The sequence below is a fragment of the Thauera butanivorans NBRC 103042 genome (assembly GCF_001591165.1).
GTDB lineage: Bacteria > Pseudomonadota > Gammaproteobacteria > Burkholderiales > Rhodocyclaceae > Thauera > Thauera butanivorans.
Genome location: NZ_BCUG01000026.1, coordinates 21186 through 45044, shown reverse-complemented (window position 1 = coordinate 45044; position 23859 = coordinate 21186). Strand labels below are relative to the sequence as shown.

Below are 23859 nucleotides of genomic sequence, written 5' to 3'. Positions count from 1 at the left end.
TCAGTCGGCGTTCAGCGCCAGCTCGAACAGCTCGCGCTTCAGCGCCAGTTGGCGCGGCAGGCGGTCCTGCAGCTTGTCGAACCATTCCTTGTGGGCGTTCAGCTCGGTGCGCCAGGCGTCGGCGTCGACCTGGGTCAGGGCCTCGAATTCTTCACGGCTGATGTCGGTGCCGGTCCAGTCGAGGTCCTCGAAGCGCGGCATCCAGCCCAGTGCGGTTTCCTTGGCGGAGATGCGGCCCTTGCAGCGGTCGATGATCCACTTCAGCACACGCATGTTGTCGCCGAAGCCGGGCCACATGAATTCGCCCTTCTCGTTCATGCGGAACCAGTTCACGCAGAAGATCTTCGGCGTGTCTTCGACGGCGTGGCCCATGCGCAGCCAGTGGTTGAAGTAGTCGCCCATGTGGTAGCCGCAGAAGGGCAGCATCGCGAACGGGTCGCGGCGCACCACGCCCTGCGCGCCGAAGGCGGCGGCGGTGGTTTCGGAGCCCAGCGTCGAGGCCATGTAGACGCCGAAGTTCCAGTTGAAGGCCTGGTACACCAGCGGCACCGTGGTGGCGCGGCGGCCGCCGAAGATGAAGGCCGAGATCGGCACGCCGGCGGGTTCTTCCCAGGCGGCGTCGATCGACGGGCACTGGCCGGCCGGCGCGGTGAAACGCGAGTTCGGGTGCGCCGCCTTGCGGCCGGTTTCCCTGGCGATCTCGGGCGTCCAGTCCTTGCCCTGCCAGTCGATCAGGTGGGCGGGGGCTTCCTTGCTCATGCCTTCCCACCACACGTCGCCGTCGTCGGTCAGCGCGACGTTGGTGAAGATGATGTTTTCCTTCAGCGTCGCCATGGCGTTGAAGTTGGTCTTCTCGGAGGTGCCGGGGGCGACGCCGAAGAAGCCGGCTTCGGGGTTGATGGCGTAGAAGCGGGTGCTGCCGTCGGCTTCCTTGCGCGGCTTGATCCAGGCGATGTCGTCGCCCACGGTGGTGATCTTCCAGCCGTCGAAGCTCTTGGGCGGGATCAGCATGGCGAAGTTGGTCTTGCCGCAGGCCGATGGGAAGGCGGCGGCGACGTAGCTCTTCTCGCCGTCGGGCGATTCGACGCCGAGGATCAGCATGTGCTCGGCCAGCCAGCCTTCGTCGCGCGCCATGGTGGAGGCGATGCGCAGCGCGAAGCACTTCTTGCCCAGCAGCGCGTTGCCGCCGTAGCCCGAGCCGTAGGACCAGATCTCGCGCGTTTCGGGGAAATGCACGATGTACTTGGTGGTGGGGTTGCACGGCCAGCGGCTGTCCTTCTCGCCGTGCGCCAGCGGCGCGCCGACGCTATGCACGCAGGGCACGAACTCGCCGTCGGCGCCGAGCACGTCGAGCGCGCCGCGGCCCATGCGCGTCATCGTGCGCATGTTGGTGACGACGTAGGGGCTGTCGGAGATCTCGATGCCGATGTGGGCGATCGGGCTGCCGAGCGGGCCCATCGAGAACGGGATCACGTACATCGTGCGGCCGTGCATCGAACCCTTGAACAGCCCGTTCAGGGTCTCGCGCATCACCGCCGGGTCCTCCCAGTTGTTGGTGGGGCCGGCGTCGGCCTTGTCACGGGAGCAGATGAAGGTGCGGTCTTCGACGCGGGCGACGTCGGAGGGGTCGGACCAGGCGAGGTAGGAGTTCTTGCGCTTTTCCGGGTTGAGCTTGATCAGCATGCCGGATTCGACCATTTCGGCGCACAGGCGGTCGTATTCTTCCTGCGAGCCGTCGCACCAGACCACCTGGTCGGGCTCGGTGAGGGCGGCGATTTCGCCGACCCACTTCTTGAGGCCTTCGTGGCGAACGTATTCGGGGGCAGCGGCAATGGCCGCCTGGGCGTGGTTCTGAGACATGTGTACAGCTCTCCCGTGCTGTGATGCGAAACCATTCCCGTCGGTCGGCCATCGTCGAGGCGGTCTGCTGCCTGGCCGGCGGGCTGCGTGGGTGCCGGCGGCACCCGATGTCCGGTCACGGTTTCGCGAAGGCGGGCCGCGACCGGCGAAAGCCCATAATTATGCCACGGCCGATGCCGGATCATGAATTGGATATGCTCGTAAGTGATTGGCTCGTCCGGGGACGTTTATGATGATGCCGCGGGGTGCATTGCTTCCCTTTCAGTTTCCTTTCACATCGCAAATCGCGTTTTCGGAATGCGGAAAATTGGTAATCGCGGTATCCTCGGCAGAGCCGCGCGAGTGCTGCCCTGCCTGCTCTGATGCCGGGAGCGGTCGATGGCGCGTGTCGCGCGCTCCATACCAGAAGACGAGACAGGAAAGAGACCATGGATGAACTGATCCGCAGTGCCGCCCTCGACTATCATCGCTATCCGCGCCCGGGCAAGATTTCGGTCACGCCGACCAAGGTGCTGTCCAACCAGCGGGACCTGTCGCTGGCCTATTCGCCCGGGGTCGCGGCTGCCTGCGACGCGATCGTCGAGGATCCCGCGCAGGCGGCCGAGCTCACCGCGCGTTCGAACCTGATCGGTGTCGTCACCAACGGCACGGCGGTGCTGGGGCTGGGCAACATCGGCCCGCTGGCGTCCAAGCCGGTCATGGAAGGCAAGGGCGTGCTGTTCAAGAAGTTCGCCGGCATCGACGTCTTCGATCTCGAGATCGACGAGCCCGACGCCGACAAGCTGATCGACATGATCGCCGCGCTCGAGCCGACTTTCGGCGGCATCAACCTCGAGGACATCAAGGCGCCGGAGTGCTTCTACATCGAGAAGAAGCTGCGCGAGCGCATGAAGATTCCGGTCTTCCACGACGACCAGCACGGCACCGCGATCGTGGTCGGCGCCGCCATCCTCAACGGCCTGCACCTGCAGGGCAAGGCGCTGAATCAGGTCAAGGTGGTGACCTCGGGCGCCGGCGCTGCGGCGCTGGCCTGCCTGGGCCTGCTCGAAAAGCTCGGCGTGCCGGTCGACAACATCTGGGTCACCGACATCGAGGGCGTGGTCTATGAGGGCCGCACGGCGCTGATGGACCCGATCAAGGCGCGCTACGCCAAGCGCACCGATGCCCGTACGCTGGGCGAGATCATCGAAGGCGCCGACGTCTTCCTCGGCCTGTCGGCGGGCGGTGTGCTCAAGCCGGAGATGGTGGCGAAGATGGCGCCGCGGCCGATGATCCTGGCGCTGGCCAACCCGACGCCCGAGATCCTGCCGGAGCAGGTCAAGGAAGTGCGCGACGACGCGCTGATCGCCACCGGCCGTTCGGATTACCCGAACCAGGTCAACAACGTGCTGTGCTTCCCCTTCATCTTCCGTGGCGCGCTCGACGTCGGCGCCACCACGATTTCCGACGAGATGCAGCTTGCCGCGGTGAAGGCGATCGCCGAACTGGCGCGCGTCGAGCAGAGCGACATCGTCGCGGCCGCCTACGGCGAGAAGGTCGGCGGCTTCGGCCCCGACTACATCATTCCGCGTCCCTTCGACCCGCGCCTGATCGTCAAGATCGCACCCGCGGTGGCCGAGGCGGCGATGACCTCGGGCGTGGCGACGCGGCCGATCACCGACTGGGATGCCTACCGTGCCCAGCTCAACAATTTCGTCTGGCAGTCCGGCCTGATCATGAAGCCGGTGTTCGCCGCCGCACGCGCGAATCCGAAGCGCATCATCTTTGCCGAAGGCGAGTCCGAGAAAGTGCTGCGCGCGGTGCAGCAGGTGGTCGACGAAGGCCTGGCGCGGCCGATCCTGATCGGCCGTCCCGAGGTGGTGAAGTCCAACATCGAACGCTTCGGCCTGCGCATGCTGGCCGATCGCGACTACGAACTGGTCAACCCCGATTCGGACCCGCGCTTCAACCAGTTGTGGCAGCACTACCACGAACTGATGGAACGCCACGGGGTGTCGGTGGAGTACGCCAAGAAGGAAGTCCGCCGCCGCACGACGCTGATCGGCACGCTGCTGCTCAAGTTCGGCTACGGCGACGGGCTGATCTGCGGCACCTACGGCATGCACCGCCTGCACCGCGAGTTCGTCGAATCCGTGCTCGGCCGTCGCGAAGGCGTCGAGCATCTCTACACGGTCAACCTGCTCAGCCTGCCGGGCCGCACCCTGTTCCTGGCCGACACCTACGTCAATTACGACCCGACCTCGGAGCAGATCGTCGAGATGACCTTGCTGGCGGCCGAGGAAATGAAGCGCTTCGGTGTCGAGCCAAAGGTGGCCCTGCTGTCGCATTCGTCCTTCGGTTCGGCCGATTCGCCGACCGCCGGGAAGATGCGCGCCGCGCTGCACACGCTGCACGAGCAGCACCCCGATCTCGCCGTCGAAGGCGAAATGCATGGCGACTCGGCGCTGGATGCCAGGCATCGCCTGCAGATCTTCCCCAACGCCAGGATGCGCGAGGATGCGAACCTGCTGATCTTCCCGACCCTGGATGCGGCCAACATCGCCTTCAACCTGCTCAAGAACGCCGCGGGCGAAGGCATGACCGTGGGGCCGATCCTGCTGGGGGCGTCCAAGCCGGTCCATATCCTGACGCCTTCCGCCACCGTCCGGCGCATCATCAACATGACGGCGCTGACCGTCGTCGAAGCCGGCCAGCGAGACTGATGTGCTTGCCGCCTGCCGCCTTCATCGTTCATCCTTTGCGCATGGCAACACGTGGGCATGATGGACGATGACGGCGGGGAGGCCGCAGACAGCGCTGGTGCTGACGGGCGGCGGCGCGCGCGCCGCCTATCAGGTCGGCGTGCTGGCCGCGGTCAGTGAACTGCGCGGCCGTCGCGCGGGCAACCCCTTTCCCATCCTGTGCGGCACCTCGGCCGGCGCGATCAACGCAACTGCGCTGGCGGTGTTCTCACGCAGCTTCAAGTATGGCGTCTCGCGGCTCGAGTACATCTGGCGCAATCTCCACGTAGATCAGATCTATCGTGCCGATGCCCCTGCCGTGCTCGGCAGCATCGGGCGCTGGGGCCTGGCGCTGACGACCGGCTGGGCCGTGCGCCAGACCCCCCGTTCGCTGCTCGACAACGCGCCCTTGGGCGAGTTGTTGGGCCGGGTGCTGGATTTCACCGAAATCGGCCGAGCCATCGAGCGTGGCCATCTGCGGGCGCTGAGCGTCACGGCCTCCGGCTACTCCTCGGGCGAGAGCCTGGCCTTCTTCGAGGCCGCGCCCGACATCCAGCCGTGGCGGCGCACGCATCGCATGGGTGTGCGCAGCTGTATCGGCGTCGATCACCTGATGGCCAGCAGTGCCCTGCCTTTCGTCTTTCCGGCGGTGCATATTCATCGCGAGTTCTTCGGTGACGGCTCGATGCGCCAGCTGGCGCCGGTCAGTCCGGCAATCCACCTGGGGGCCGACCGGATCATGGTGGTCGGTGCGGGGCGGCTCGCGGAGGAGGTGCGCCAGCGGGGGGAGGACTATCCATCGCCGGCCCAGATCGCCGGGCATGCGATGTCGAGCATCTTTCTCGATACGCTCGCGGTCGATCTCGAGCGGCTCGACCGGATCAACCGGAGCCTGGCGCTGATGACGGCCGAAGAGCGGAGAGCTTCGGCCGGCCTGAAGCCCATCGAAACGCTGGTGATGCTGCCTTCGCGCCGGCTCGACACCATCGCCGGCCAGCATCGCCTGGCCTTGCCGCGTACCCTGCGTACCGTGCTGCGCAGCCTGGGCGCGATGCGCAGCGAGGGTTCGGCGCTGCTGTCCTACCTGTTGTTCGAGCCGGCATTCACGAATGCGCTGATCGGGCTGGGTTACGAGGACACGATGGCGCGGCGCGGCGAAGTGAGCGATTTCCTTCGCCTCTAGTGGCGCCGGCGGCGCATGGATTTCATGGAGCGGAACGGTTCGGCTGCGTGAGGCCGCCGTCTACGGCCGTGCAGCGGCCAGGCATGGCGGCATTTTTTGTATCAGGCGATGCCGCGTGGCTGTGTTCGTGTGACAATTCGCACCTGCCTGCGAATTTGCTTCAAATAGCCTTGTTATCTGATTATTTTTACTGCAGATTCAAGGAAGGTAATTTCCTGTTGCACGCCCTGCCATGAAACCACGTTTCCTGCTTGCCGCTGCCGTGATCGGCCTGTTCATGTTGCAACCGGTTTCGAATCTTGCCGAGGCTGCAGCCAGCAAGCCCGCGCGAACCAGTGCCAAGGCCGCCCAGAAGAAGCCTGTTGCCAAGAAGTCCGTGGCAAAGAAGCCTGCTGCGAAGACGGCTGCACCGAAGAAGAAGGCTGCAGTGAAACCGTCTGCCGGCAAGACGACACGGAATGCCAGGAGCAAGGCCGTTCCGACCGGAAAGGCCCAGCGTGTTTCGGTGCGGATGGCACCTGCTGCCGCTGCGACGGCCGCCGCGGCAGCGGCCGCTGCGGAAGAGGTTGCGCTGGCGCTGGATGCCAACGGCTTCCCGCAGCTCGGCTCCAGTGCCTTCTACATCGTCAACCCGGCCAATGGCGAAGTGCTGCTCGAGCGCAATGCCGCCGTGGTGGTGCCGATCGCTTCCATCACCAAGCTGATGACCGCGATGGTCGTGCTCGATGCCGGGCAGAGCCTGTCCGAACCGATCACGATCACGAACGCCGACATCGATACGCTCAAGGGTACGGGGTCGCGCCTGGCCATCGGCACCACGCTGACGCGCGAAGAAATGCTGCACCTTGCATTGATGTCGTCCGAAAATCGTGCTGCCTCGGCGCTCGCGCGCCACTACCCGGGTGGCGAGAGGGCCTTCATCGAAGCGATGAACGTCAAGGCGCGCCTGCTCGGACTCTGGAATACCCGCTTCCACGACAGCACCGGACTGAACCCGGCCAACGTCTCCAGCCCGCGCGACCTGGCCAAGATGGTGTCGGCGTCGGCGTCCTATCCGCTGATCCGGGAGTTCTCGACCTCGGCCGAGCGCTACGTCGATGTCCGTGGCCGCCTGACCCGCTTCGGCAACACCAACGGCCTGGTCAAGAGTCCCGAGTGGTCGATCAGCGTGTCCAAGACCGGCTACATCTCCGAGGCCGGCCGCTGCCTGGTCATGCAGACCTGGCTGCATGACCAGCCGGTGGTCATGGTACTGATGGATTCCAGCGGGCTCTACACCCGCACGGCGGATGCCAAGCGCGTGCGCAAATGGCTGGAGCAGGCCGACAGCGCGCCGCGCATGGCGGCGGCGGCGGTTCGCCGCGAAGGCTGATCGATTCGCGTCAGCGATGCTCCCGGGCGGCGCGTGCGGCGCCATAGCCCAGGGCACGCGAGATTTCGTCCGCGGTTTCGCGCACCAGCGGCGCCCAGTCGGGGTTGAAGCGCTCGGACGGCGTCGACAGCGACAGGCCGGCGATCAACTCGCCGCTGTCGTTGCGGATGCCGGCGGCAATGCAGCGCACGCCGGCCTCGACCTCATCCAGGTCGAAACCCACGCCGTGGCGGCGGACCCGTTCGAGCTCCTTTTCGAGCGCCGGCAAGGTGGTGATGGAAGCCGGTGTCGAAGGCGGCAGTCCGGTGCGCCGGGCATACTCCCGAATGCGTTCGGGGCCGTCTTCGACCAGGAACAGCTTGCCGGTCGCCGTCGTGTGCAGGGGCGCACGGGCACCGACGATATGTACCACGCGCACCGAAGATCTCCCGCTCGAAGTCCGATCCACATAGACGATCTCGTCGCCTGCACGGATACCGAGGTTTACGCTCTCGCCGGTGGCTGCATGCAGCTTCACCATCATCGGCATGGCGGTTTCGCGCAGCGAGATGCGTGACTTCACCAGGCTGCCCAGTTCCAGCAGGCGGATGCCCAGGCGGTAGATGCCGGCATCCGTGCGGTCGACGAAGCCGCTCTGGGTCATCGCACCGAGAATGCGGTGGGCCGTCGAGGGATGGAGTTCGGTTTCCAGGGCAAGCTGCTTGAGTGGAACCGGGTCGGCATGCTGGGCGAGGACGTCCAGCAGTTTCATCATGCGGTCGATGACCTGAATCGAGTTCTTGCCTTCGGTTGCAGCGGGAGCGGGGTCGATCTTCTTGGTGGACACGGCAGTGCTCTATACGAGCATTCGATGGATTGTCAGGAGTGCGAATCTTACCCGCCCACCTTGATTTCGCCTAATGAAATGAAGTGCGACCCCATGGCACGCGTGCCGTCCCGATTGTGGGCGATAATGCAGCCTTGTCTCCATCGACCCCTCAGCCGGGAGCCGTCTTGAACACGATTCGCCGAACCCCTCCCACGCCTGCGCCTTCGCAGATCAGCGGTACGCTCAAGCTGCGTCCGCGTACGGCGGAAGTTGCCGATGGCGAAGAGCGCAAGGATGCCGGGCCCCGGGAGGCCGAGCCCGCCGTCCGGCGCCGGGCACCAGCCGCTGGCGCAGCGCGGCCTGGCGGACGGGGCAAGGCGGCGGGCTCGGCCTCCCGTCCGGCTTCGACGGGGCGGAAACCGCGAGCCGATGATGGGCCTGCCGACCGGGAGCAGGGAGGAGAACCCGCGCCCCAGGGCGTGCGCCTGTCCAAGATCATGGCCGAGCGCGGCATCTGTTCGCGCCGCGAGGCCGATGAGTTCATCGAGCGCGGCTGGGTCTTCGTCGATGGCAAGCGGGTGTCCGAGCTGGGTATCCGCGTCGAACCGGAGGTGCGCATCGATCTCGCGCCGGAAGCCAGCCGGGCCCAGCGCCAGCGCGTCACGATCCTGCTGCACAAGCCGGTCGGCTATGTGTCCGGCCAGCCGGAGCCGGGCTATGCGCCGGCGGTGAGCCTGATCGGCGCGGCCAACCAGTTCGATCGCGACATCGCGCAACGCTTCCATCCCAGCCAGCTCAAGAACCTTGCGCCTGCCGGGCGGCTCGACATCGATTCGACCGGTCTGCTGGTGCTGACCCAGGATGGCCGCATTGCCCGCCAGTTGATCGGCGACGATTCCAGGGTGGACAAGGAGTATCTGGTCCGTGTCGAAGGCAGGCTTCAGGCGGATGGCTTGGCCTTGCTGAATCATGGCCTCGAACTCGATGGAGTCAGGCTGCGCCCGGCGAAAGTCGAGTGGATCAACGACGATCAGCTGCGTTTCCAGTTGCGCGAGGGGCGAAAGCGCCAGATCCGCCGCATGTGCGAACTGGTCGGCTTGAAAGTCGTGGGCCTCAAGCGCGTGCGCATCGGCAAGGTGAAGCTTGGCGACCTGCCGCTCGGACAATGGCGCTACCTGCGCGAGGACGAATCCTTCTGATTCGGCCTGCCTGAGCGGAACGCAGCAAAATGAATGCGGCCATCGGAATGATGGCCGCAGATGCCTGGACCGGGGTGTTCAGGCAGCCAGGAGTTCGCGCGCCCGAGCCTTCGTCTGCCTGATGCGCTCGTCGACCTGTTTCAGCTCGGCTGCGTGCTCCGCGCTCAGGCCACTCACTTCGGCGAAGCAGCCGGCGAGCGGGCAATCGCAGCCCGGCGGACAACCGTGTTCACAGGCGCATTCCTGTTGCGTTTCGTCGAGAAGAACCATTTCACGGATGGCTTCGCAGCGACCGAGCGGGGAATCGAGGATACTCATGGCTGTCTCCTTTTTTATGCTGGTCAAGCTTGCTGCGGCTCCGAAAGCATCCGGAATGTTGCGTGAAATACGTCACAGCGAATCCTTGATTCCAGTCTAGCGGGTCGAAGCGGGTTTGCCGGGCAATCTGGGCAAAGCTTGACCTGGGTCAACCGAAGGGGATGCGGGAGGGATATTCGCCTTGCCTGACGGGCCTGCCGGCTTGCTGGGCTTGCGGCAATGGAGGTCGGCGAAGGGGCCGCGTTCGTGTGTCCAGCCGGGGCCAGGCGACGTCTGGGCACAGAATTCCTGCCCGTCCAGCTTGCTGCGCCAGACATGCCATGGTGCCGGCGCGGCGTCGGCAGAGGCCGTCAGCAGCAGCATGGCGAGCAGCGCGGCGCGGCGTGTGCCGCCGAGTTCATTCGGCATGCAGGGCCTCCACGGGGTTCAGGCGGGCGGCGCGGCTGGCGGGCAGGATGCCGGCCAGCAGGCCGATCAGCACTGCCATGCTTTCAGCAGCGAGGACGAAAGCCCAGGGCGTGCTGACCGGCAGGTTGGGGAGCAGCAGGCCGATCGACTGGGCGAGGCCCATGCCCGCGGCCAGGCCGGCCAGGCCTCCGGCGGCGGCAAGCACCACTGCTTCGCCCAGGAACAGGCCGAGGATGGTGCGGCGGCGCGCGCCGAGCGCGACCAGCAGGCCGATTTCGCTGGTACGTTCGGTGACGGCGATGGTCATGATGGTGGCGATGCCGACGCCGCCGACCAGCAGCGAAATGCCACCCAGCGCGCCGACCGCCGCGGTGAGGATGCCGAGGATGTTCGACAGCGTCGCCAGCATGTCTTCCTGGGTGCGCACGGTGAAGTCCTCGCGGCCGTGGCGTGCCATCAGGCTGCGCTTGACCTGATCGACCACGCGCGCGGCCGGCACGTTCTCGTCGTAGCTGAGGCCGATCTCCATCAGGCCGTCGCGCTTGAACAGCGCCATGCCGCGCGCGGTGGGGATGAAGGCGGTGTCGTCGAGATCGAAGCCGAGGAACTGCCCCTTTTCTTCCATGATGCCGATGACCCGGTAGCGCTCGTCGCCGATCTGCACCCGTGCGCCGAGTGCGTTGCCGGCATCGAACAGTTCGCGCTTGAGCTTGGCGCCGAGCACGACGAAGGCGCGTGCGCTGTCGCTGTCGTCCGGCGGCAGGAAGCGGCCGATGCGGACCCGCATCGCGTAGATGTCCTGCATGCCGGAACCCACCGCCAGCACCGTGGTGCGCCGCACGCGGCCATTGGCGCGCACTTCGGCGTTGCCGCTGACGTTGCCGGAAACATGGATGACATGCGGCAGGCGGGCGAGCGCCGCGGCATCGTCGAGCGTCAGTTCGCGCGCGGAGGAGGGCAGGCCCGGCGGGCCGCCGCGTGCGCCTTCGCGGCCGGGGGCGACTTCGATGACGTTGGTGCCGAACTGGCCGAACTCCCGCAGCACGAAGCGGTGCAGGCCTTCGCCGAGCGAAGTCAGCAGGATCACTGCGGCGATGCCGACCGCGATACCGCCCAGCGTCAGCATGCTGCGCAGGCGGTGGGCGGTGATCGAGCGCAGGGCCAGATGCAGGAGGTCGCGCCAGCTCATGGCATCGTCCCCGTGTTCATCGCTTCGTCAGCGCCTGGACCGGGTCCAGCGCGGCGGCGCGGCGTGCCGGCATGACGCCGAACAGCAGGCCGGTGGCGAGTGCGGTGCCGAGCGCGGCGCTCACCGCCCAGTCCGGCGGCCAGGCGGGCAGGGCGGGAAAGGCGAGCCGGATCGCCCACGCACCGGCATGGCCGAGGATGAAGCCGGCCAGTGCGCCTGCCAGCGACAAAAGCGCGGCTTCGGCCAGGAAGGCGAAACGGATGGCGCGGCGGCTGGCGCCCAGTGCCTTCAGCAGGCCGATTTCGCCGGTGCGCTGAGTGACGGCGACCAGCATCACGTTCATGACCAGGATGCCCGCCACTGCCAGGCTGATCGCGGCGATGCCGGCGACGCCCAGCGTCAGTGCGCCGAGGATGCGGTCGAAAGTGCCCAGCACTGCGTCCTGGGTGATGACGGTGAAATCGAGCTCGCCCTGGCGGCGTGCGCCCAGCAGCTTCTCGACCTCGCGCTGGGCGGGCAACAGGGATTCACGGTCGCGCGTCTCGATCATGATGCGGAACAGCGAGTTGGTGTCGAACATCGCCTGCGCGGTGGCGACCGGCACCAGCACCAGTTCGTCCGAGTTCATGCCCAGCCCGCGGCCGGCCGGCCCCATGGCGCCGATCACGCGCAGCCGGCGGTCGCCCAGCCGGATCATGCGGCCGATGGCATTCTGGTTGCCGAACAGTTCGGCACGGATCGTCTCGCCGATGACGGCGACTGCCGAAGCGCGGCGGAAGTCCTCGCGCGGCAGGAACTGTCCGCGGGCGACGCCGAAGCCGCGGATGTCGACATAGTCGGCGCTGGTGCCCAGCACCATGACTTCGCGCAGGCGGCCGCCGAAGGAAATTTCGGCGCTGCCCATCGCCAGCGGGGCGACGCGCTTGACCTGCGGCACGCGCAGCAGCGCGGCGGCATCGTCGGTGGTGAGATCGCGCGGCGTGCTGCTGACGAAGCTGCCCGGGTTGACGCCGCCGGTGCCGGTGCGGCCGGGCAGCACGATCAGCAGGTTGGCGCCGAGCGCGGAGAACTCCTCGACGACGAAGCGCCGCGCGCCGTCGCCGAGCGCGGTCAGCATCACCACCGCGGCGACGCCGATCGACATCGCCAGCATCATCAGCGCGGTGCGCTGCGGGTAGCCGAGCGCGGCGCGGGTGGCGAAGCGCAGCGTATCGGCGGGGCTCATGGCGGATTCGGCGCTGCCGCCGGCGTGTTGCGCACGTCCTGGCGGATGGCGCCGTCCTCCATCAGCAGGCGGCGGCGGGCGCGTGCGCCCATCGCCGGGTCGTGGGTGACGACGATCAGCGTGGTGCCGGCGGCGTTCAGCGCTTCGAGCAGCGCCGTGACTTCCTGGCCGGTGGCGCGGTCGAGGTTGCCGGTGGGTTCGTCGGCCAGCAGCATGGCCGGGCGCATGATCGTGGCGCGGGCGATCGCCACGCGCTGGCGCTGGCCGCCGGAAAGTTCGTCCGGGCGGTGGTGGGCGCGCGATTCGAGGCCGAAATCCTTCAATGCCCGCTCCACGCGTACGCCGCGCTCGGCCGCCGGGACGCCGGCCAGCATCAGCGGCAGGGCAACGTTTTCGGCGGCGGTCAGGCGCGGTACCAGATGGAAGCTCTGGAACACGAAGCCGATGCGCGCGCTGCGCACCGCCGCCTGCTCGTCGGCCGACAAGGTGGTGACGTCGCGGCCTTCGAGCCGGTAGTGGCCGCTGTTCGGGCGGTCGAGCAGGCCGAGCAGGTTCAGCAGCGTGGACTTGCCCGAACCGGAAGGGCCCATGACCGCGACGTATTCGCCGGCCTCGATGCGCAGCGACACGTCGTTCAGCGCATGCACCTCGCTGTCGCCGAGCCGGAAGATGCGTTCGATGCCTTCCAGTTCGATCTGTGCCATGCCGTGCTCCGGGCTAGCGGGCGGTGGATTCGACGCTGACCCGTGCGCCAGCCACGACACCTGCGCGCTCCAGCGAGGTGACGATGCGCTCGCCGGCGTTCAGGCCGTCAACGATCTCGGTGTGCTCCCAGTTCGACAATCCGGTACGCACTTCGCGTTCGACCAGCCGGCCGTTCGTTTCCACCAGCACGCGCTGGCCTTCGCGCAGCGCCGCGGTGGGAATGCGCAGCGCGTCGGCGCGGGTGTCGAGCACGATCTCGACGTCGGCACTGTAGCCCACCAGCATGCCGCGCGCCTCGTCGGGGCGGACGAAGTCGATGTCCACCTCCACCGTGCGCGCCTGCTTCTCGACCGCGGTGATGTAAGGCGCGATGCGCTTGACGCGGCCTTCGAAGACGGTGGCCGGCATCGCTTCGAGCGTGATCCGCACCGGCTGGCCGGGACGGATCCGCGGGGCATCGATTTCGTCCATCGGTGCCTTGACGTACAGACAGGTGTCGTCGATCAGGTCGATCGCCGGCGGTGTCGGCACGCCGGGCGGGGAGGGGATGGAAATCTCGCCGAGTTCGCCGGTGATCAGCGCCACGGTGCCGGCGAAGGGCGCGACCAGCACCAGGCGCTGGCGGTCGATCTCGGTGGCGTCGACCTGCGCCTGGGCGGTGAGGACGTCGGCCCGCGCGGTGTCGCAGGCGGCGCGCCGGGCATGGGCTTCGGTGCGGGCCCTTTCCTCGGCGCTGGCCGAGACGAAGCCGCGTTTGACCAGTTGTGCCTGGCGTGCCGCCTCGCGTTCGGCGTTGTCGGCGACGGTACAGGCTTCCCGCACGCGCTGGCGCGCGGTCGCAAGCTGGGCCCTGGCCACCGTCAGCCGTGCTTCGAGGTCGCCATGCCACAGCCGCATCAGCACCTGGCCCGCTTCGACGCGGTCGCCTTCCTTGACGCCCAGATAGTCGATGCGGCCGCCGACGATGGTTGCCATCTTGCTGCGCTGGCAGGCTTCGATTTCGCCGGCGCGCGTGTTCGACAGCGTCGCCTCGACCAGCCCGCGCCCCACTTCATGCACCACCACCGCCACCGGCTTGGGCCGCGTCAGCCACCAGCCGGCTGCCGCCACGAGGCTGACAATCAATATCAGGGGCAGGAGGCGGCGGAGGATCTTCATGGCCAGTGTTTGCCGGTAGAGCGCATGGAAAGTAAAACGCTTGGTACTTTCGACGGCTGTCTGGAATCGTGTTTCTGGATGCTCGTGCGGGGGAAGCGTGTGTGGAATTCCTTCCGAGGCTGCGGAACTCGCTGCGCTCGGACAGTCCTCGCTTCTCCAGGAACACCACACACGCTTCCTGGAACCGCCGTAGCTTGTCGACCGGTATGAGAGGCGGGATCAGTGCTGGAACTCATGAACCTGCCCCTCACGGGCAGCGCGCCAAGCAAGTGTGTTGGGGAGGCTACGTTCTTGCTCGAATGCCTCGTTGCTGAGCACGAGCAGGATGGGTAGAGCGTAGCGAAACCCATCACCCCTGCTCCCCGCAAACGATGGGTTTCGCCTGCGGCTCTACCCATCCTACCCTGGCTGTGATCGGGTCGGTGTGCATCTCTTGGCTCGCCATTCAATGGCTCAGGTTAGCAGGCTTTCGATCAAGCTTTCCCGCCCTTCGCCCACGAATCCTTCAGCGTGACCGTGCGGTTGAACACCGGCGCGCCGGGTTTCGAATCGACGCGGTCGGCGACGAAGTAACCGTGGCGCTCGAACTGGAAGCGGTCCTCGGCCTGGGCGTCCTTCAGCGCCGGTTCCAGCCAGGCGGTGACGGTGCGCTTGCTGTCCGGGTTGATGTCGTCGAGGAAGTCGCGCTCGGCGTCCGGGGCGTCGCCTTCGCGGCGCTGGCCGGGGTGGGGGTGGGCGAACAGGCGGTCGTACAGGCGCACTTCGGCCTGGTAGCCGTGCGCGGCCGAGACCCAGTGCAGGTTGCCCTTGACCTTGTAGTCGTCGGCGCCGGGCGTGCCGGACTTGGAGTCGGGCATGTATTCGGCCAGCACCGCGGTGACATTGCCATCGGCGTCCTTCTCGCAGCCGGTGCATTTGACGACGAAGCCGTAGCGCAGCCGCGCCATGTTGCCGGGGTAGAGGCGGCGGAAGCCCTTGACGGGTTCTTCCATGAAGTCCTCGCGCTCGATCCACAGCTCGCGGCCGAAAGGCATTTCGCGCTTGCCGAGCTCGGGCTTGAGCGGGTGCTTGGGCGCTTCGCACAGCTCGGACTGGCCTTCCGGGTAGTTGGTGATGACCAGCCGCAGCGGGTCGAGCACGGCGACGCGGCGTTCGGCGGCTTCGTTGAGGTCGTCGCGCATGCACTCTTCGAGCACGCTCATGTCGATCCAGGCGTCGGCCTTGGAGACGCCGATGCGCTCGGCGAAGCGGCGGAAGCCGGCCGGCGTGAAGCCGCGGCGGCGTGCGCCGATCAGGGTCGGAAGGCGCGGGTCGTCCCAGCCGTCGACGTGGCCTTCGTTGACGAGCTGGATCAGCTTGCGCTTGGACAGCACGACGTAAGTCAGGTTGAGGCGGGAGAACTCGATCTGCTGCGGCAGCGGGCGCGGGAAGTGGCCTTCGGTGGCCAGCGCGTCGAGCAGCCAGTCGTAGAAGGGCCGCTGGTCCTCGAATTCGAGCGTGCACACCGAGTGGGTGATGTTCTCGATCGCGTCCTCGATCGGATGGGCGAAGGTGTACATCGGGTAGATGCACCATTTGTCGCCGCTGCGGTGGTGGCTGGCGTGGCGGATGCGGTAGATCGCCGGATCGCGCAGATTGATGTTGGGGCTGGCCATGTCGATCTTCGCACGCAGGACGTGGCTGCCTTCGGCGAACTCTCCGGCGCGCATGCGCTCGAAGAGCTCCAGGTTCTCGGCCACGCTGCGGTCACGCCAGGGGCTGTTCTTGCCGGCTTCGGTCAGCGTGCCGCGGTTGGCGCGCATTTCCTCGGCCGACTGCGAGTCGACATAGGCCTTGCCGGCCTTGATCAGGCTGACGGCGCAGGCGTGCATGGTGTCGAAGTAGTCCGAGGCGAAATACAGGTGTTCGCCCCAGTCGAAGCCGAGCCAGCGCACCGACTCGATGATGGCGTCGACGTATTCCTGCTCTTCCTTCTCGGGGTTGGTGTCGTCGAAACGCATGTGGCAGACGCCGCCATAGGCTTCGGCCAGGCCGAAGTTCAGGCAGATCGACTTGGCGTGGCCGTAGTGCAGGTAGCCGTTCGGTTCGGGCGGGAAGCGCGTCTCGACGCGGCCGCCCCATTTGTTGCTGCGGAGGTCCTCGTCGATGATGTTGCGAATGAAGTTGCTCGGTGCGGCGGCTTCGGCGCCGGCTTTGTGGTCGGGGTGATTCATCGGATTCAAGGGAGCTGGAGAGTTGCGGGCAGCCTGCCGGCATGGCCCGTGGATGCTTGCGATTGGGGTGGATTGTAGCCGATTGGTTCCACCCGTCGGGTTGGGGAGACGGAAGGGCAGGAAATCGGCTGGATATAATTTGCGCCAAATGCGGTTCGCCGGCGGACGGCGTTCGGATATACGCTGGGGCGCGTTTTCGTGGAGATGGAATGCAAGAGGATTTCGATGCTGCGGTCGGTGTGCTGGAGCAGCACCCGCTGCTGTACACGCTGGTCGCGGCCGGCAGCCTGCTGGCCCTCGCCTGGCTGGCGAACTGGCTGACCAAGCACGTCCTGCTGCGCGGCCTGCGCAAGCTGCTGGGCGCGAGCGTGCTCGCCCGGGATGGCGAGCCGGGCGGCACGACGCCGATGAGGGTGGTGTCGCGGCTGTCGAATACCGTTCCCGCGCTGGTGCTGATGATCGGCGTCGGCATGGTGCCGCATCTTCCGCAAGCGCTGGTGGCGGTGGTCGAGAACGTGTGCAGCGCCTTCATCGTGCTGACGGTGGCGCTGGCGCTGGGTGGCTTGCTGAACATTCTCGGCGCGCGCTATCAGCGCCGTCCCAGCGCCAGGATCCGGCCGATCAAGGGCTATGTCGAGGTGACGAAGATCATCATCTACTTCATCGCCGCGATCCTGATGGCAGCGAGCCTGGTCGATCGTTCGCCGCTGATCCTGCTGTCCGGCCTGGGGGCGATGGCAGCGGTGCTGATGCTGATCTTCCAGGACACCCTGCTGTCGCTCGTCGCCAGCATCCAGCTGGCGTCCAACGACATGGTGCGCATCGGCGACTGGATCGAGATGCCGCAACTGAATGCGGATGGCGACGTCGTCGACATTGCGCTGCACACGGTGAAGGTGCAGAACTTCGACAAGACCATCACGACCATTCCGACCAAGCGCCTGATCTCGGATTCGTTCCGCAACTGGCGCGGCATGCGCGAATCCGGCGGGCGGCGGATCAAGCGCAGCCTGTACATCGACCAGCACAGCATCCGCTTCCTGACCGACGAGGAGCGCCATCGTCTCGACCGCTTCGCGCTGCTCGACGGCTACCTGCCGGCCAAGGAGGCCGAACTGGAAGCCTGGAACGCCAGCCTGCCGGGCGGCGAGCGTGACATCGTCAACCGCCGCCGCGTCACCAACATCGGCACCTTCCGCGCCTATGTGGACCGCTACCTGCGCCATCATCCCGGCGTGCATCAGGGCATGATGCTGATGGTGCGCCAGATGGCGCCGACTTCGGACGGCCTGCCGCTGGAGATCTACTGCTTCTCCAACACCGTCGTGTGGGCCGAATACGAAGGTACGCAGTCGGACATCTTCGACCATCTGCTGGCCATCCTGCCGGAGTTCGGCCTGCGCGTGTTCCAGCATCCCAGTGGCGCCGACATGCGTGCGCTCGGCCGCGGCCTGCGGGCATCGGAAGGCTTCCAGCTCGGCGTCGACGCCGGCCGGGCGGTGATCGACAGGGAACACGCATGAAGCTGCCTGTGCTCGCCGGCTTCGGACGTCCGGGGATGCGGCAGCGCCAGGCGGCAATCTTTCGGGTGTGACGCATGACACGCCGGCGGCGAGCCTGTCCGCCGGCTTGCGCCTCTTCCCGCATGCATGCGGCGCGGTTCTGGCAACATGGCAATCGATTCGATTTCCATTTGCGCGGATGGCCGGCGTGGAGCCGGTCATCCTTTGTTGCACACCCGCTTGGCGAGGCGCGTGCGTTGGGCGTGGATAATCGCCGGGCCTGTTACAAATCTGGAGGCTGGACATCATGAAGAAGATCATCGTTTCCCTGGCTGCGCTCACCTTTGCCGCCGGCGGCCTGGTCGGCTGCGCCAACATGAGCGAAACCCAGCGCGATACCGGCATCGGCGCCGGCATCGGCGCCGTGGCCGGTGCCGCGATCGGGCGTGCGACGGCCGGCGGCAACAAGGGCAAGAGCACCACGACCGGGGCGGCGGTGGGCGCCGCGGTGGGTGCCGCGGGCGGCTATCTGTGGTCGCAGCACATGCAGAAGCAGAAGGCCGAGATGGAGCAGGCGACCCAGGGCACCGGCATCGGCGTCAGCCAGACCGCCGACAACCAGCTCAAGGTCGATATCCCGAGCGATGTCTCTTTCGACACCGGCCGCTACGACATCAAGCCGAACATGCGCCCGGTGCTCGACCGCCTGGCGGGCGGCCTGAATCAGCACCCTGTCACCACCGTCACCATCATCGGCCACACCGACAGTACCGGCAGCGATGCGGTCAATAATCCCCTGTCGATCAACCGCGCCGCCGCAGTACGGGACTACCTGACGGCGCGCGGCGTGTCGGCGCAGCGCATCGCCATCGACGGCCGCGGCTCGCGCCAGCCGATCGCCGACAACTCGACCGTGTCCGGCCGCGCGATGAACCGCCGCGTCGAGATTTTCGTCGGCGAAGCCGCGCAGTAAATAGGCGCCCGTTTCCTTTCCCATTCCGCAGGCGGCGTTCAGACACGGTACGTGCGGTCTGAACGCCGGACCCGCCAGGGCCGTTCGCGCCCTCGGCCATCCCGCCCCCGATGCCGCTGTCTTCGTTCCCGATGGGCGGGCTTCTTCCGTAGCTGAATCAACACCCGGCTGCTGCCGCCCGCTTCGGGCCTGCGCCGCCCTGCCTCCGGGCGTGACCGTGCCCATGGCCGCTGGTTCGGCGCATGGCGAAGGGCGCCGTGCCCTGCCTGTGCGTACGGTGTGCCCGCGACTGCTTCAGGACGCGTTTCCGTATTCATCGAACGTCCGGATTCCGGACGACGATACCGAATCCGGCCGCTCAACTCCGTTCGTACACCATGTTGCGCTGCGGGGTGGGCGCGGCCAGGGGGCAGTCCCGCAGCGGGCTGTCTGGATGCTGCGTTGCGGAGGCGCTGCCATGGCATGGGGGTTGCAATGGACGAAGCGGTGCCACGCACCGACCAGTTCATCCAACCAGAAGGAACGGAGACAACCATGGAAGTCCAGACCGCATCACGGGTACAGGTGATGGGAATCGATGCCGGCGGCACGATGACCGACACTTTCTTCGTGCGCGACGACGGCCGCTTCGTCGTCGGCAAGGCGCAGAGCAATCCGGCGGACGAGTCGCTCGCCATTTTCAACTCATCCCAGGATGCGCTTGCCCACTGGGGGCGGGGCGTCGACGATGTCTACCCCGAGCTTGCGACCTGCGTCTATTCCGGCACGGCGATGCTCAACCGCGTCCTCATGCGAAAGGGCCTCGACGTCGGCCTGATCTGCAATCGCGGCTTCGAGCAGATTCATTCGATGGGCCGCGCCCTGCAGAGCTATCTCGGCTATGCGCTGGAAGACCGCATCCATCTCAACACCCATCGCTACGACGAGCCGCTGGTGCCGGTGTCGCGCACCCGCGGCGTGACCGAGCGCACCGACGTGCAGGGCAAGGTCGTGATCCCGCTGCGTGCCGAGGAGGTGCGCCAGGCGACCCGCGAACTGGTCGAGGCCGGCGCCCAGGCGATCGTGATCTGTCTGCTGCAGTCGCACAAGAACGGCAGCAACGAGGAGCGCGCGCGCGATCTGGTGCTCGACGAACTGAAGAAGCTGAAAGTCGACATCCCGGTGTTCGCGTCGGTGGACTACTACCCGTCGCGCAAGGAAAGCCACCGCATGAACACGACGATCCTCGAAGCCTACGGCGCCGAGCCTTCGCGCCAGACGCTGAAGAAGGTCAGCGACCGCTTCAAGAAGCACGGCGCGAAGTTCGACCTGCGGGTGATGGCGACCCATGGCGGCACGATCTCGTGGAAGGCCAAGGAACTGGCCCGCACCATCGTTTCCGGCCCGATCGGCGGCGTGATCGGCTCCAGGCTGCTGGGCGAATGCCTGGGCGACGAGAACATCGCCTGCTCGGACATCGGCGGCACCTCCTTCGACGTCGCCCTGATCACCAAGGGCAACTTCGCGATCAAGTCCGACCCCGACATGGCCCGCCTGGTCCTGTCGCTGCCGCTGGTGGCGATGGACTCGGTCGGCTCGGGCGCTGGCAGCTTCGTGCGGCTGGACCCCTATAGCAAGTCGATCAAGCTCGGCCCCGACAGCGCCGGCTACCGCGTCGGCACCAGCTGGCCGGAAAGCGGGCTGGATACGGTGTCGGTCACCGACTGCCACGTCGTGCTCGGCTACCTCAACCCGGACAACTTCCTCGGTGGTGCGATCAAGCTCGACGTGCAGCGCGCGCGAGACCACATCAAGGCCCAGATCGCCGACCCGCTCGGCCTGTCGGTCGAGGATGCCGCAGCCGGCGTGATCGAGCTGCTCGACCTGACGCTGTCGGAATACCTGCGCGCCAACATCAGCGCCAAGGGCTACAACCCGGCCGAGTTCACCTGCTTCTCCTACGGCGGCGCGGGGCCGGTGCACACCTACGGCTACACCGAAGGCGTCGGCTTCAAGGACGTCGTCGTGCCGGCCTGGGCCGCCGGCTTCTCGGCCTTCGGCTGCGCCTGCGCGGATTTCGAGTACCGCTACGACAAGTCGGTGGATCTCGGCGTGGCCCAGCTCGCCCCCGGCACCGACAAGGCAGCGGCCTGCGCGACGCTGCAGCAGGCCTGGGAAGAACTGGCGCTGAAGGTCATCGACGAGTTCGTCATCAACGGCTACAAGGCCGAGGACGTGATCCTGATCCCCGGCTACAAGATGCAGTACATGGGCCAGTTGAACGATCTCGAGATCGTTTCGCCGGTGTCCACGGCCGCGACCGCCGCCGACTGGGACCGCATCGTCGACGCCTTCGAGACCACCTACGGCCGCGTCTATGCCAGCTCGGCGCGTTCGCCGGAACTGGGCTTCTCGATCACCGGCGCGATCCTGCGCGGCATGGTGGTGACGCAGAAGCCGGTGCTGCCGGAGGACGCCGATGCCGGGCCGACGCCGCCGAAGGAGGCCTTTCTCGGCACCCGTCCGTTCTACCGCCACAAGAAATGGGTCGATGCCGCGCTGTGGAAGATGGAGTCGCTCAAGGCCGGCAACCACATCGTCGGCCCCGCGATCATCGAATCCGACGCCACCACCTTCGTCGTGCCAGAAGGTTTCGAGACGACGGTCGACAAGCACCGCCTGTTCCATCTGAAAGAAGTGAAATAAGGAGGAGACGCGCCATGAACATGATGACAAGCAAGGAAGTCGGCTTTGCCGACCTGCTGAAGAACGGCCAGACGCTGAAGCAGTACCGTGACGGCATCATCGAACGCACGAAAGCGACCGGCCACTACAACGGCCTCGAGAAGCTCGCGCTCCGCGACAGCGACCCGATCGGCTACGAGAAGCTGTTCTCCAAGCTGCGCGGCGGCCTGGTGCATGCCCGCGAAACGGCCAAGAAGATCGCCGCCAGCCCGATCGTCGAACAGGAAGGCGAGCTGTGCTTCACGCTGTACAACGCCGCCGGCGACTGCGTGCTGACCTCGACCGGCATCATCATCCACGTCGGCACGATGGGCGCGGCGATCAAGTACATGATCGAGAACAACTGGGAGGCCAACCCCGGTATCAATCCCGGTGACATGTTCACGACCAACGACTGCGCCATCGGCAACGTGCACCCCTGCGACATCGCCACCATCGTGCCGATCTTCTGGGAAGGCCGGCTGATCGGCTGGGTCGGCGGCGTGACCCACGTGATCGACACCGGCGCGGTGACGCCGGGCTCGATGTCCACCGGCCAGACCCAGCGCTTCGGCGACGGCTACATGATCACCTGCCGCAAGACCGGCATCAACGACGAGCCGCTGCGCGACTGGCTGCACGAATCGCAACGCTCGGTGCGCACGCCCAAGTACTGGATCCTCGACGAGAAGACCCGCATCGCCGGCTGCCACATGATCCGCGAGCTGGTCGAGGAAGTGATCCGCGCCGACGGCATCGAGGCCTACGAGAAGTTCGCCTTCGAGGTCATCGAGGAGGGCCGCCGCGGGCTGATGAGCCGGATCAAGGCGATGACGCTGCCGGGCACCTACCGCAAGGTGTCCTTCGTCGACGTGCCCTACAAGCACGAGGACGTGCAGGTGTCCAACGCCTTCGCCAAGCTCGACTCCATCATGCACTCGCCGGTCGAGATGACGATCCGGCCGGACGGCAAGTGGCGGCTCGACTTCGAGGGTGCCAGCCGCTGGGGCTGGCATACCTTCAACGCCCACCAGGTGGCCTTCACCTCCGGTATCTGGGTGATGATGTGCCAGACCCTGGTGCCGACCCAGCGCATCAACGACGGCGCCTACTTCGCCACCGAGTTCCGCCTGCCCAAGGGCACCTGGTGCAACCCGGACGACCGCCGCACCGGCCACGCCTACGCCTGGCACTTCCTCGTCTCCGGCTGGGCGGCGCTGTGGCGCGGTCTGTCCCAGTCCTACTTCAGCCGCGGCTACCTGGAAGAGGTCAACGCCGGCAACGCCAACACCTCGAACTGGCTGCAGGGCGGCGGCATCAACCAGGACGGCGAGATCCACGCGGTGAATAGTTTCGAAGCCTCGAGCTGCGGCACCGGCGCCTGCGCCATCAAGGACGGCCTGAACCACGCCGCGGCGATCTGGAACCCCGAAGGCGACATGGGCGACATCGAGATCTGGGAGATGGCCGAGCCGCTGCTGTACCTCGGCCGCAACGTCAAGGCCAACTCCGGCGGCTACGGCAAGTACCGCGGCGGCTGCGGCTTCGAGACGCTGCGCATGGTCTGGAACGCCCAGGACTGGACCATGTTCTTCATGGGCAATGGCTTCATGAACAGCGATTGGGGCCTGATGGGCGGCTATCCGTCGGCCACCGGCTACCGCTTCGAGGCACACGGCACCGGCCTCGACAAGCGCATCGAGATCGGCGATTCGCTGCCGCTCGGCGGCGACTTCGACCCCTCGGACCCGGACTACGAGCGCCACATCGATGCGACCGCGGCGGTCAAGCGCGACAAGCAGTGCATCACCACCGAGGACTGCTACGGCAACCACGACCTCTACCTCAACTACCTGCGCGGCGGCCCCGGTTTCGGCGACCCGATCGACCGTGACCCGAAGGCGATCGAGAACGACCTGAACCAGAAGTTCCTGCTGCCCGAGTACGCGCGAAAGGTCTATGGCGCGGAGTTCACGCAGGATGCGAAGGGCGTGTTCACGGTGGACGCGGCCAGGACCCAGGCGCGCCGCGCCGCGCTCCGCAAGGAGCGCCTGGCCCGCGCGATGCCGGTGCGCGACTGGATGCGGGGCGAGCGGGAAAAGATCATCAACAAGAGCGCTTCGCCCCAGGTGCAGCACATGTTCGCCACCAGCTTCGCGCTGTCGGAGAAGTTCACCAGGGAGTTCAAGGCCTTCTGGAGCCTGCCGGCCGACTGGCAACTGCTCGAATCCGAGCTGGGCGTGCCGTCCTACGGTGCCAAGCACCGCATGGACCTGTCGCTGCTGCCGGACGTCACCACCGTCGTCCAGGTCGAAGAGTAATC

At 66.6% G+C, this 23859-nt stretch carries 17 protein-coding genes; 8 read left to right on the top strand and 9 right to left on the bottom strand.

The annotated features are described in order from the left end of the window. On the bottom strand, positions 1-1860 hold the full coding sequence (locus TBU01S_RS12070) for a phosphoenolpyruvate carboxykinase (GTP) (protein WP_068636880.1): 1860 nt from the start codon (positions 1858-1860) through the stop codon (positions 1-3). A gap of 428 nt (positions 1861-2288) precedes the next feature. Between TBU01S_RS12070 and TBU01S_RS12065 the strand changes: the two genes are divergently transcribed. The 3 genes from TBU01S_RS12065 to pbpG all read left to right on the top strand — a co-directional run bounded on the left by TBU01S_RS12065 (position 2289) and on the right by pbpG (position 7135). Next, positions 2289-4562 carry an NADP-dependent malic enzyme gene (locus TBU01S_RS12065; RefSeq protein WP_068636879.1) on the top strand — a complete coding sequence of 758 codons (2274 nt, stop codon included), beginning with the start codon at positions 2289-2291 and terminating at the stop codon, positions 4560-4562. Between the two features lie 67 nt (positions 4563-4629). After that, the gene (locus TBU01S_RS12060) at positions 4630-5763 is read left to right on the top strand and encodes a patatin-like phospholipase family protein (RefSeq protein ID WP_068636878.1); all 1134 of its coding nucleotides are present in this window, start codon (positions 4630-4632) and stop codon (positions 5761-5763) included. Positions 5764-5995: 232 nt separating this feature from the next. Then, on the top strand, positions 5996-7135 hold the full coding sequence (pbpG, locus tag TBU01S_RS12055) for a D-alanyl-D-alanine endopeptidase (protein ID WP_068636877.1): 1140 nt from the start codon (positions 5996-5998) through the stop codon (positions 7133-7135). Positions 7136-7145: 10 nt separating this feature from the next. Here the strand turns inward: pbpG and TBU01S_RS12050 are convergent, their stop codons facing one another. Next, complete coding sequence (locus TBU01S_RS12050; protein ID WP_068636876.1) at positions 7146-7961, bottom strand: IclR family transcriptional regulator; 816 nt, start codon at positions 7959-7961, stop codon at positions 7146-7148. A gap of 461 nt (positions 7962-8422) precedes the next feature. Between TBU01S_RS12050 and TBU01S_RS12045 the strand changes: the two genes are divergently transcribed. Beyond that, positions 8423-9142 (top strand): pseudouridine synthase, encoded by a 720-nt coding sequence (locus tag TBU01S_RS12045; protein ID WP_245650907.1) that lies wholly within the window; start codon positions 8423-8425, stop codon positions 9140-9142. Between the two features lie 78 nt (positions 9143-9220). Here TBU01S_RS12045 and TBU01S_RS12040 read toward each other — a convergent pair whose 3' ends face one another. The 7 genes from TBU01S_RS12040 to TBU01S_RS12015 form a co-directional block, all read right to left on the bottom strand. Then, a complete protein-coding gene (locus tag TBU01S_RS12040; protein WP_068636875.1) occupies positions 9221-9460 on the bottom strand; it encodes a hypothetical protein in 240 nt (79 codons plus the stop codon). 96 nt (positions 9461-9556) lie between these two features. After that, entirely contained in the window at positions 9557-9868 is a 312-nt protein-coding gene (locus TBU01S_RS23040) for a hypothetical protein (RefSeq protein ID WP_083953587.1), read from the bottom strand. After that, positions 9858-11057 carry an ABC transporter permease gene (locus TBU01S_RS12035; RefSeq protein WP_068636874.1) on the bottom strand — a complete coding sequence of 400 codons (1200 nt, stop codon included), beginning with the start codon at positions 11055-11057 and terminating at the stop codon, positions 9858-9860. Before TBU01S_RS12035 ends, TBU01S_RS23040 begins: the two co-directional genes overlap by 11 nt. A 16-nt stretch (positions 11058-11073) precedes the next feature. After that, complete coding sequence (locus TBU01S_RS12030; protein WP_068636873.1) at positions 11074-12282, bottom strand: ABC transporter permease; 1209 nt, start codon at positions 12280-12282, stop codon at positions 11074-11076. Next, complete coding sequence (locus TBU01S_RS12025) at positions 12279-12986, bottom strand: ABC transporter ATP-binding protein (RefSeq protein WP_068636872.1); 708 nt, start codon at positions 12984-12986, stop codon at positions 12279-12281. Before TBU01S_RS12025 ends, TBU01S_RS12030 begins: the two co-directional genes overlap by 4 nt. Positions 12987-12999: 13 nt before the next feature. Further along, entirely contained in the window at positions 13000-14145 is a 1146-nt protein-coding gene (locus tag TBU01S_RS12020; RefSeq protein WP_068636871.1) for an efflux RND transporter periplasmic adaptor subunit, read from the bottom strand. 473 nt (positions 14146-14618) lie between these two features. Then, a complete protein-coding gene (locus tag TBU01S_RS12015) occupies positions 14619-16358 on the bottom strand; it encodes a glutamine--tRNA ligase/YqeY domain fusion protein (RefSeq protein ID WP_068636870.1) in 1740 nt (579 codons plus the stop codon). Between the two features lie 209 nt (positions 16359-16567). On the opposite strand from TBU01S_RS12015, the gene TBU01S_RS12010 reads away from it, so the two are divergent. The 4 genes from TBU01S_RS12010 (at position 16568) to TBU01S_RS11995 (ending at position 23857) form a co-directional block, all read left to right on the top strand. Beyond that, positions 16568-17881 (top strand): mechanosensitive ion channel family protein, encoded by a 1314-nt coding sequence (locus tag TBU01S_RS12010; RefSeq protein ID WP_068636869.1) that lies wholly within the window; start codon positions 16568-16570, stop codon positions 17879-17881. A gap of 286 nt (positions 17882-18167) precedes the next feature. Next, positions 18168-18833, top strand: a complete 666-nt coding sequence (locus tag TBU01S_RS12005; protein WP_068636868.1) for a YiaD family glycine zipper/OmpA-like lipoprotein — start codon at positions 18168-18170, stop codon at positions 18831-18833. Positions 18834-19367: 534 nt separating this feature from the next. After that, positions 19368-21518, top strand: a complete 2151-nt coding sequence (locus tag TBU01S_RS12000; protein ID WP_068636867.1) for a hydantoinase/oxoprolinase family protein — start codon at positions 19368-19370, stop codon at positions 21516-21518. A 14-nt stretch (positions 21519-21532) separates the two neighbouring features. Beyond that, entirely contained in the window at positions 21533-23857 is a 2325-nt protein-coding gene (locus TBU01S_RS11995; protein ID WP_068636866.1) for a hydantoinase B/oxoprolinase family protein, read from the top strand. The last annotated feature ends 2 nt before the right edge of the window (positions 23858-23859 follow it).

What these genes read in the sequence shown, in the direction of transcription:
- TBU01S_RS12030 (WP_068636873.1), bottom strand. Translation starts at nt 12,282, where the DNA reads ATGAGCCCCGCCGATACGCTGCGCTTCGCCACCCGCGCCGCGCTCGGC.
- TBU01S_RS12015 (WP_068636870.1), bottom strand. Translation starts at nt 16,358, where the DNA reads ATGAATCACCCCGACCACAAAGCCGGCGCCGAAGCCGCCGCACCGAGC.
- TBU01S_RS12070 (WP_068636880.1), bottom strand. Translation starts at nt 1,860, where the DNA reads ATGTCTCAGAACCACGCCCAGGCGGCCATTGCCGCTGCCCCCGAATAC.
- pbpG (WP_068636877.1), top strand. Translation starts at nt 5,996, where the DNA reads ATGAAACCACGTTTCCTGCTTGCCGCTGCCGTGATCGGCCTGTTCATG.
- TBU01S_RS12000 (WP_068636867.1), top strand. Translation starts at nt 19,368, where the DNA reads ATGGAAGTCCAGACCGCATCACGGGTACAGGTGATGGGAATCGATGCC.
- TBU01S_RS12005 (WP_068636868.1), top strand. Translation starts at nt 18,168, where the DNA reads ATGAAGAAGATCATCGTTTCCCTGGCTGCGCTCACCTTTGCCGCCGGC.
- TBU01S_RS12035 (WP_068636874.1), bottom strand. Translation starts at nt 11,057, where the DNA reads ATGAGCTGGCGCGACCTCCTGCATCTGGCCCTGCGCTCGATCACCGCC.
- TBU01S_RS12065 (WP_068636879.1), top strand. Translation starts at nt 2,289, where the DNA reads ATGGATGAACTGATCCGCAGTGCCGCCCTCGACTATCATCGCTATCCG.
- TBU01S_RS11995 (WP_068636866.1), top strand. Translation starts at nt 21,533, where the DNA reads ATGAACATGATGACAAGCAAGGAAGTCGGCTTTGCCGACCTGCTGAAG.
- TBU01S_RS12010 (WP_068636869.1), top strand. Translation starts at nt 16,568, where the DNA reads ATGCAAGAGGATTTCGATGCTGCGGTCGGTGTGCTGGAGCAGCACCCG.
- TBU01S_RS12025 (WP_068636872.1), bottom strand. Translation starts at nt 12,986, where the DNA reads ATGGCACAGATCGAACTGGAAGGCATCGAACGCATCTTCCGGCTCGGC.
- TBU01S_RS12020 (WP_068636871.1), bottom strand. Translation starts at nt 14,145, where the DNA reads ATGAAGATCCTCCGCCGCCTCCTGCCCCTGATATTGATTGTCAGCCTC.
- TBU01S_RS23040 (WP_083953587.1), bottom strand. Translation starts at nt 9,868, where the DNA reads ATGCCGAATGAACTCGGCGGCACACGCCGCGCCGCGCTGCTCGCCATG.
- TBU01S_RS12060 (WP_068636878.1), top strand. Translation starts at nt 4,630, where the DNA reads ATGACGGCGGGGAGGCCGCAGACAGCGCTGGTGCTGACGGGCGGCGGC.
- TBU01S_RS12040 (WP_068636875.1), bottom strand. Translation starts at nt 9,460, where the DNA reads ATGAGTATCCTCGATTCCCCGCTCGGTCGCTGCGAAGCCATCCGTGAA.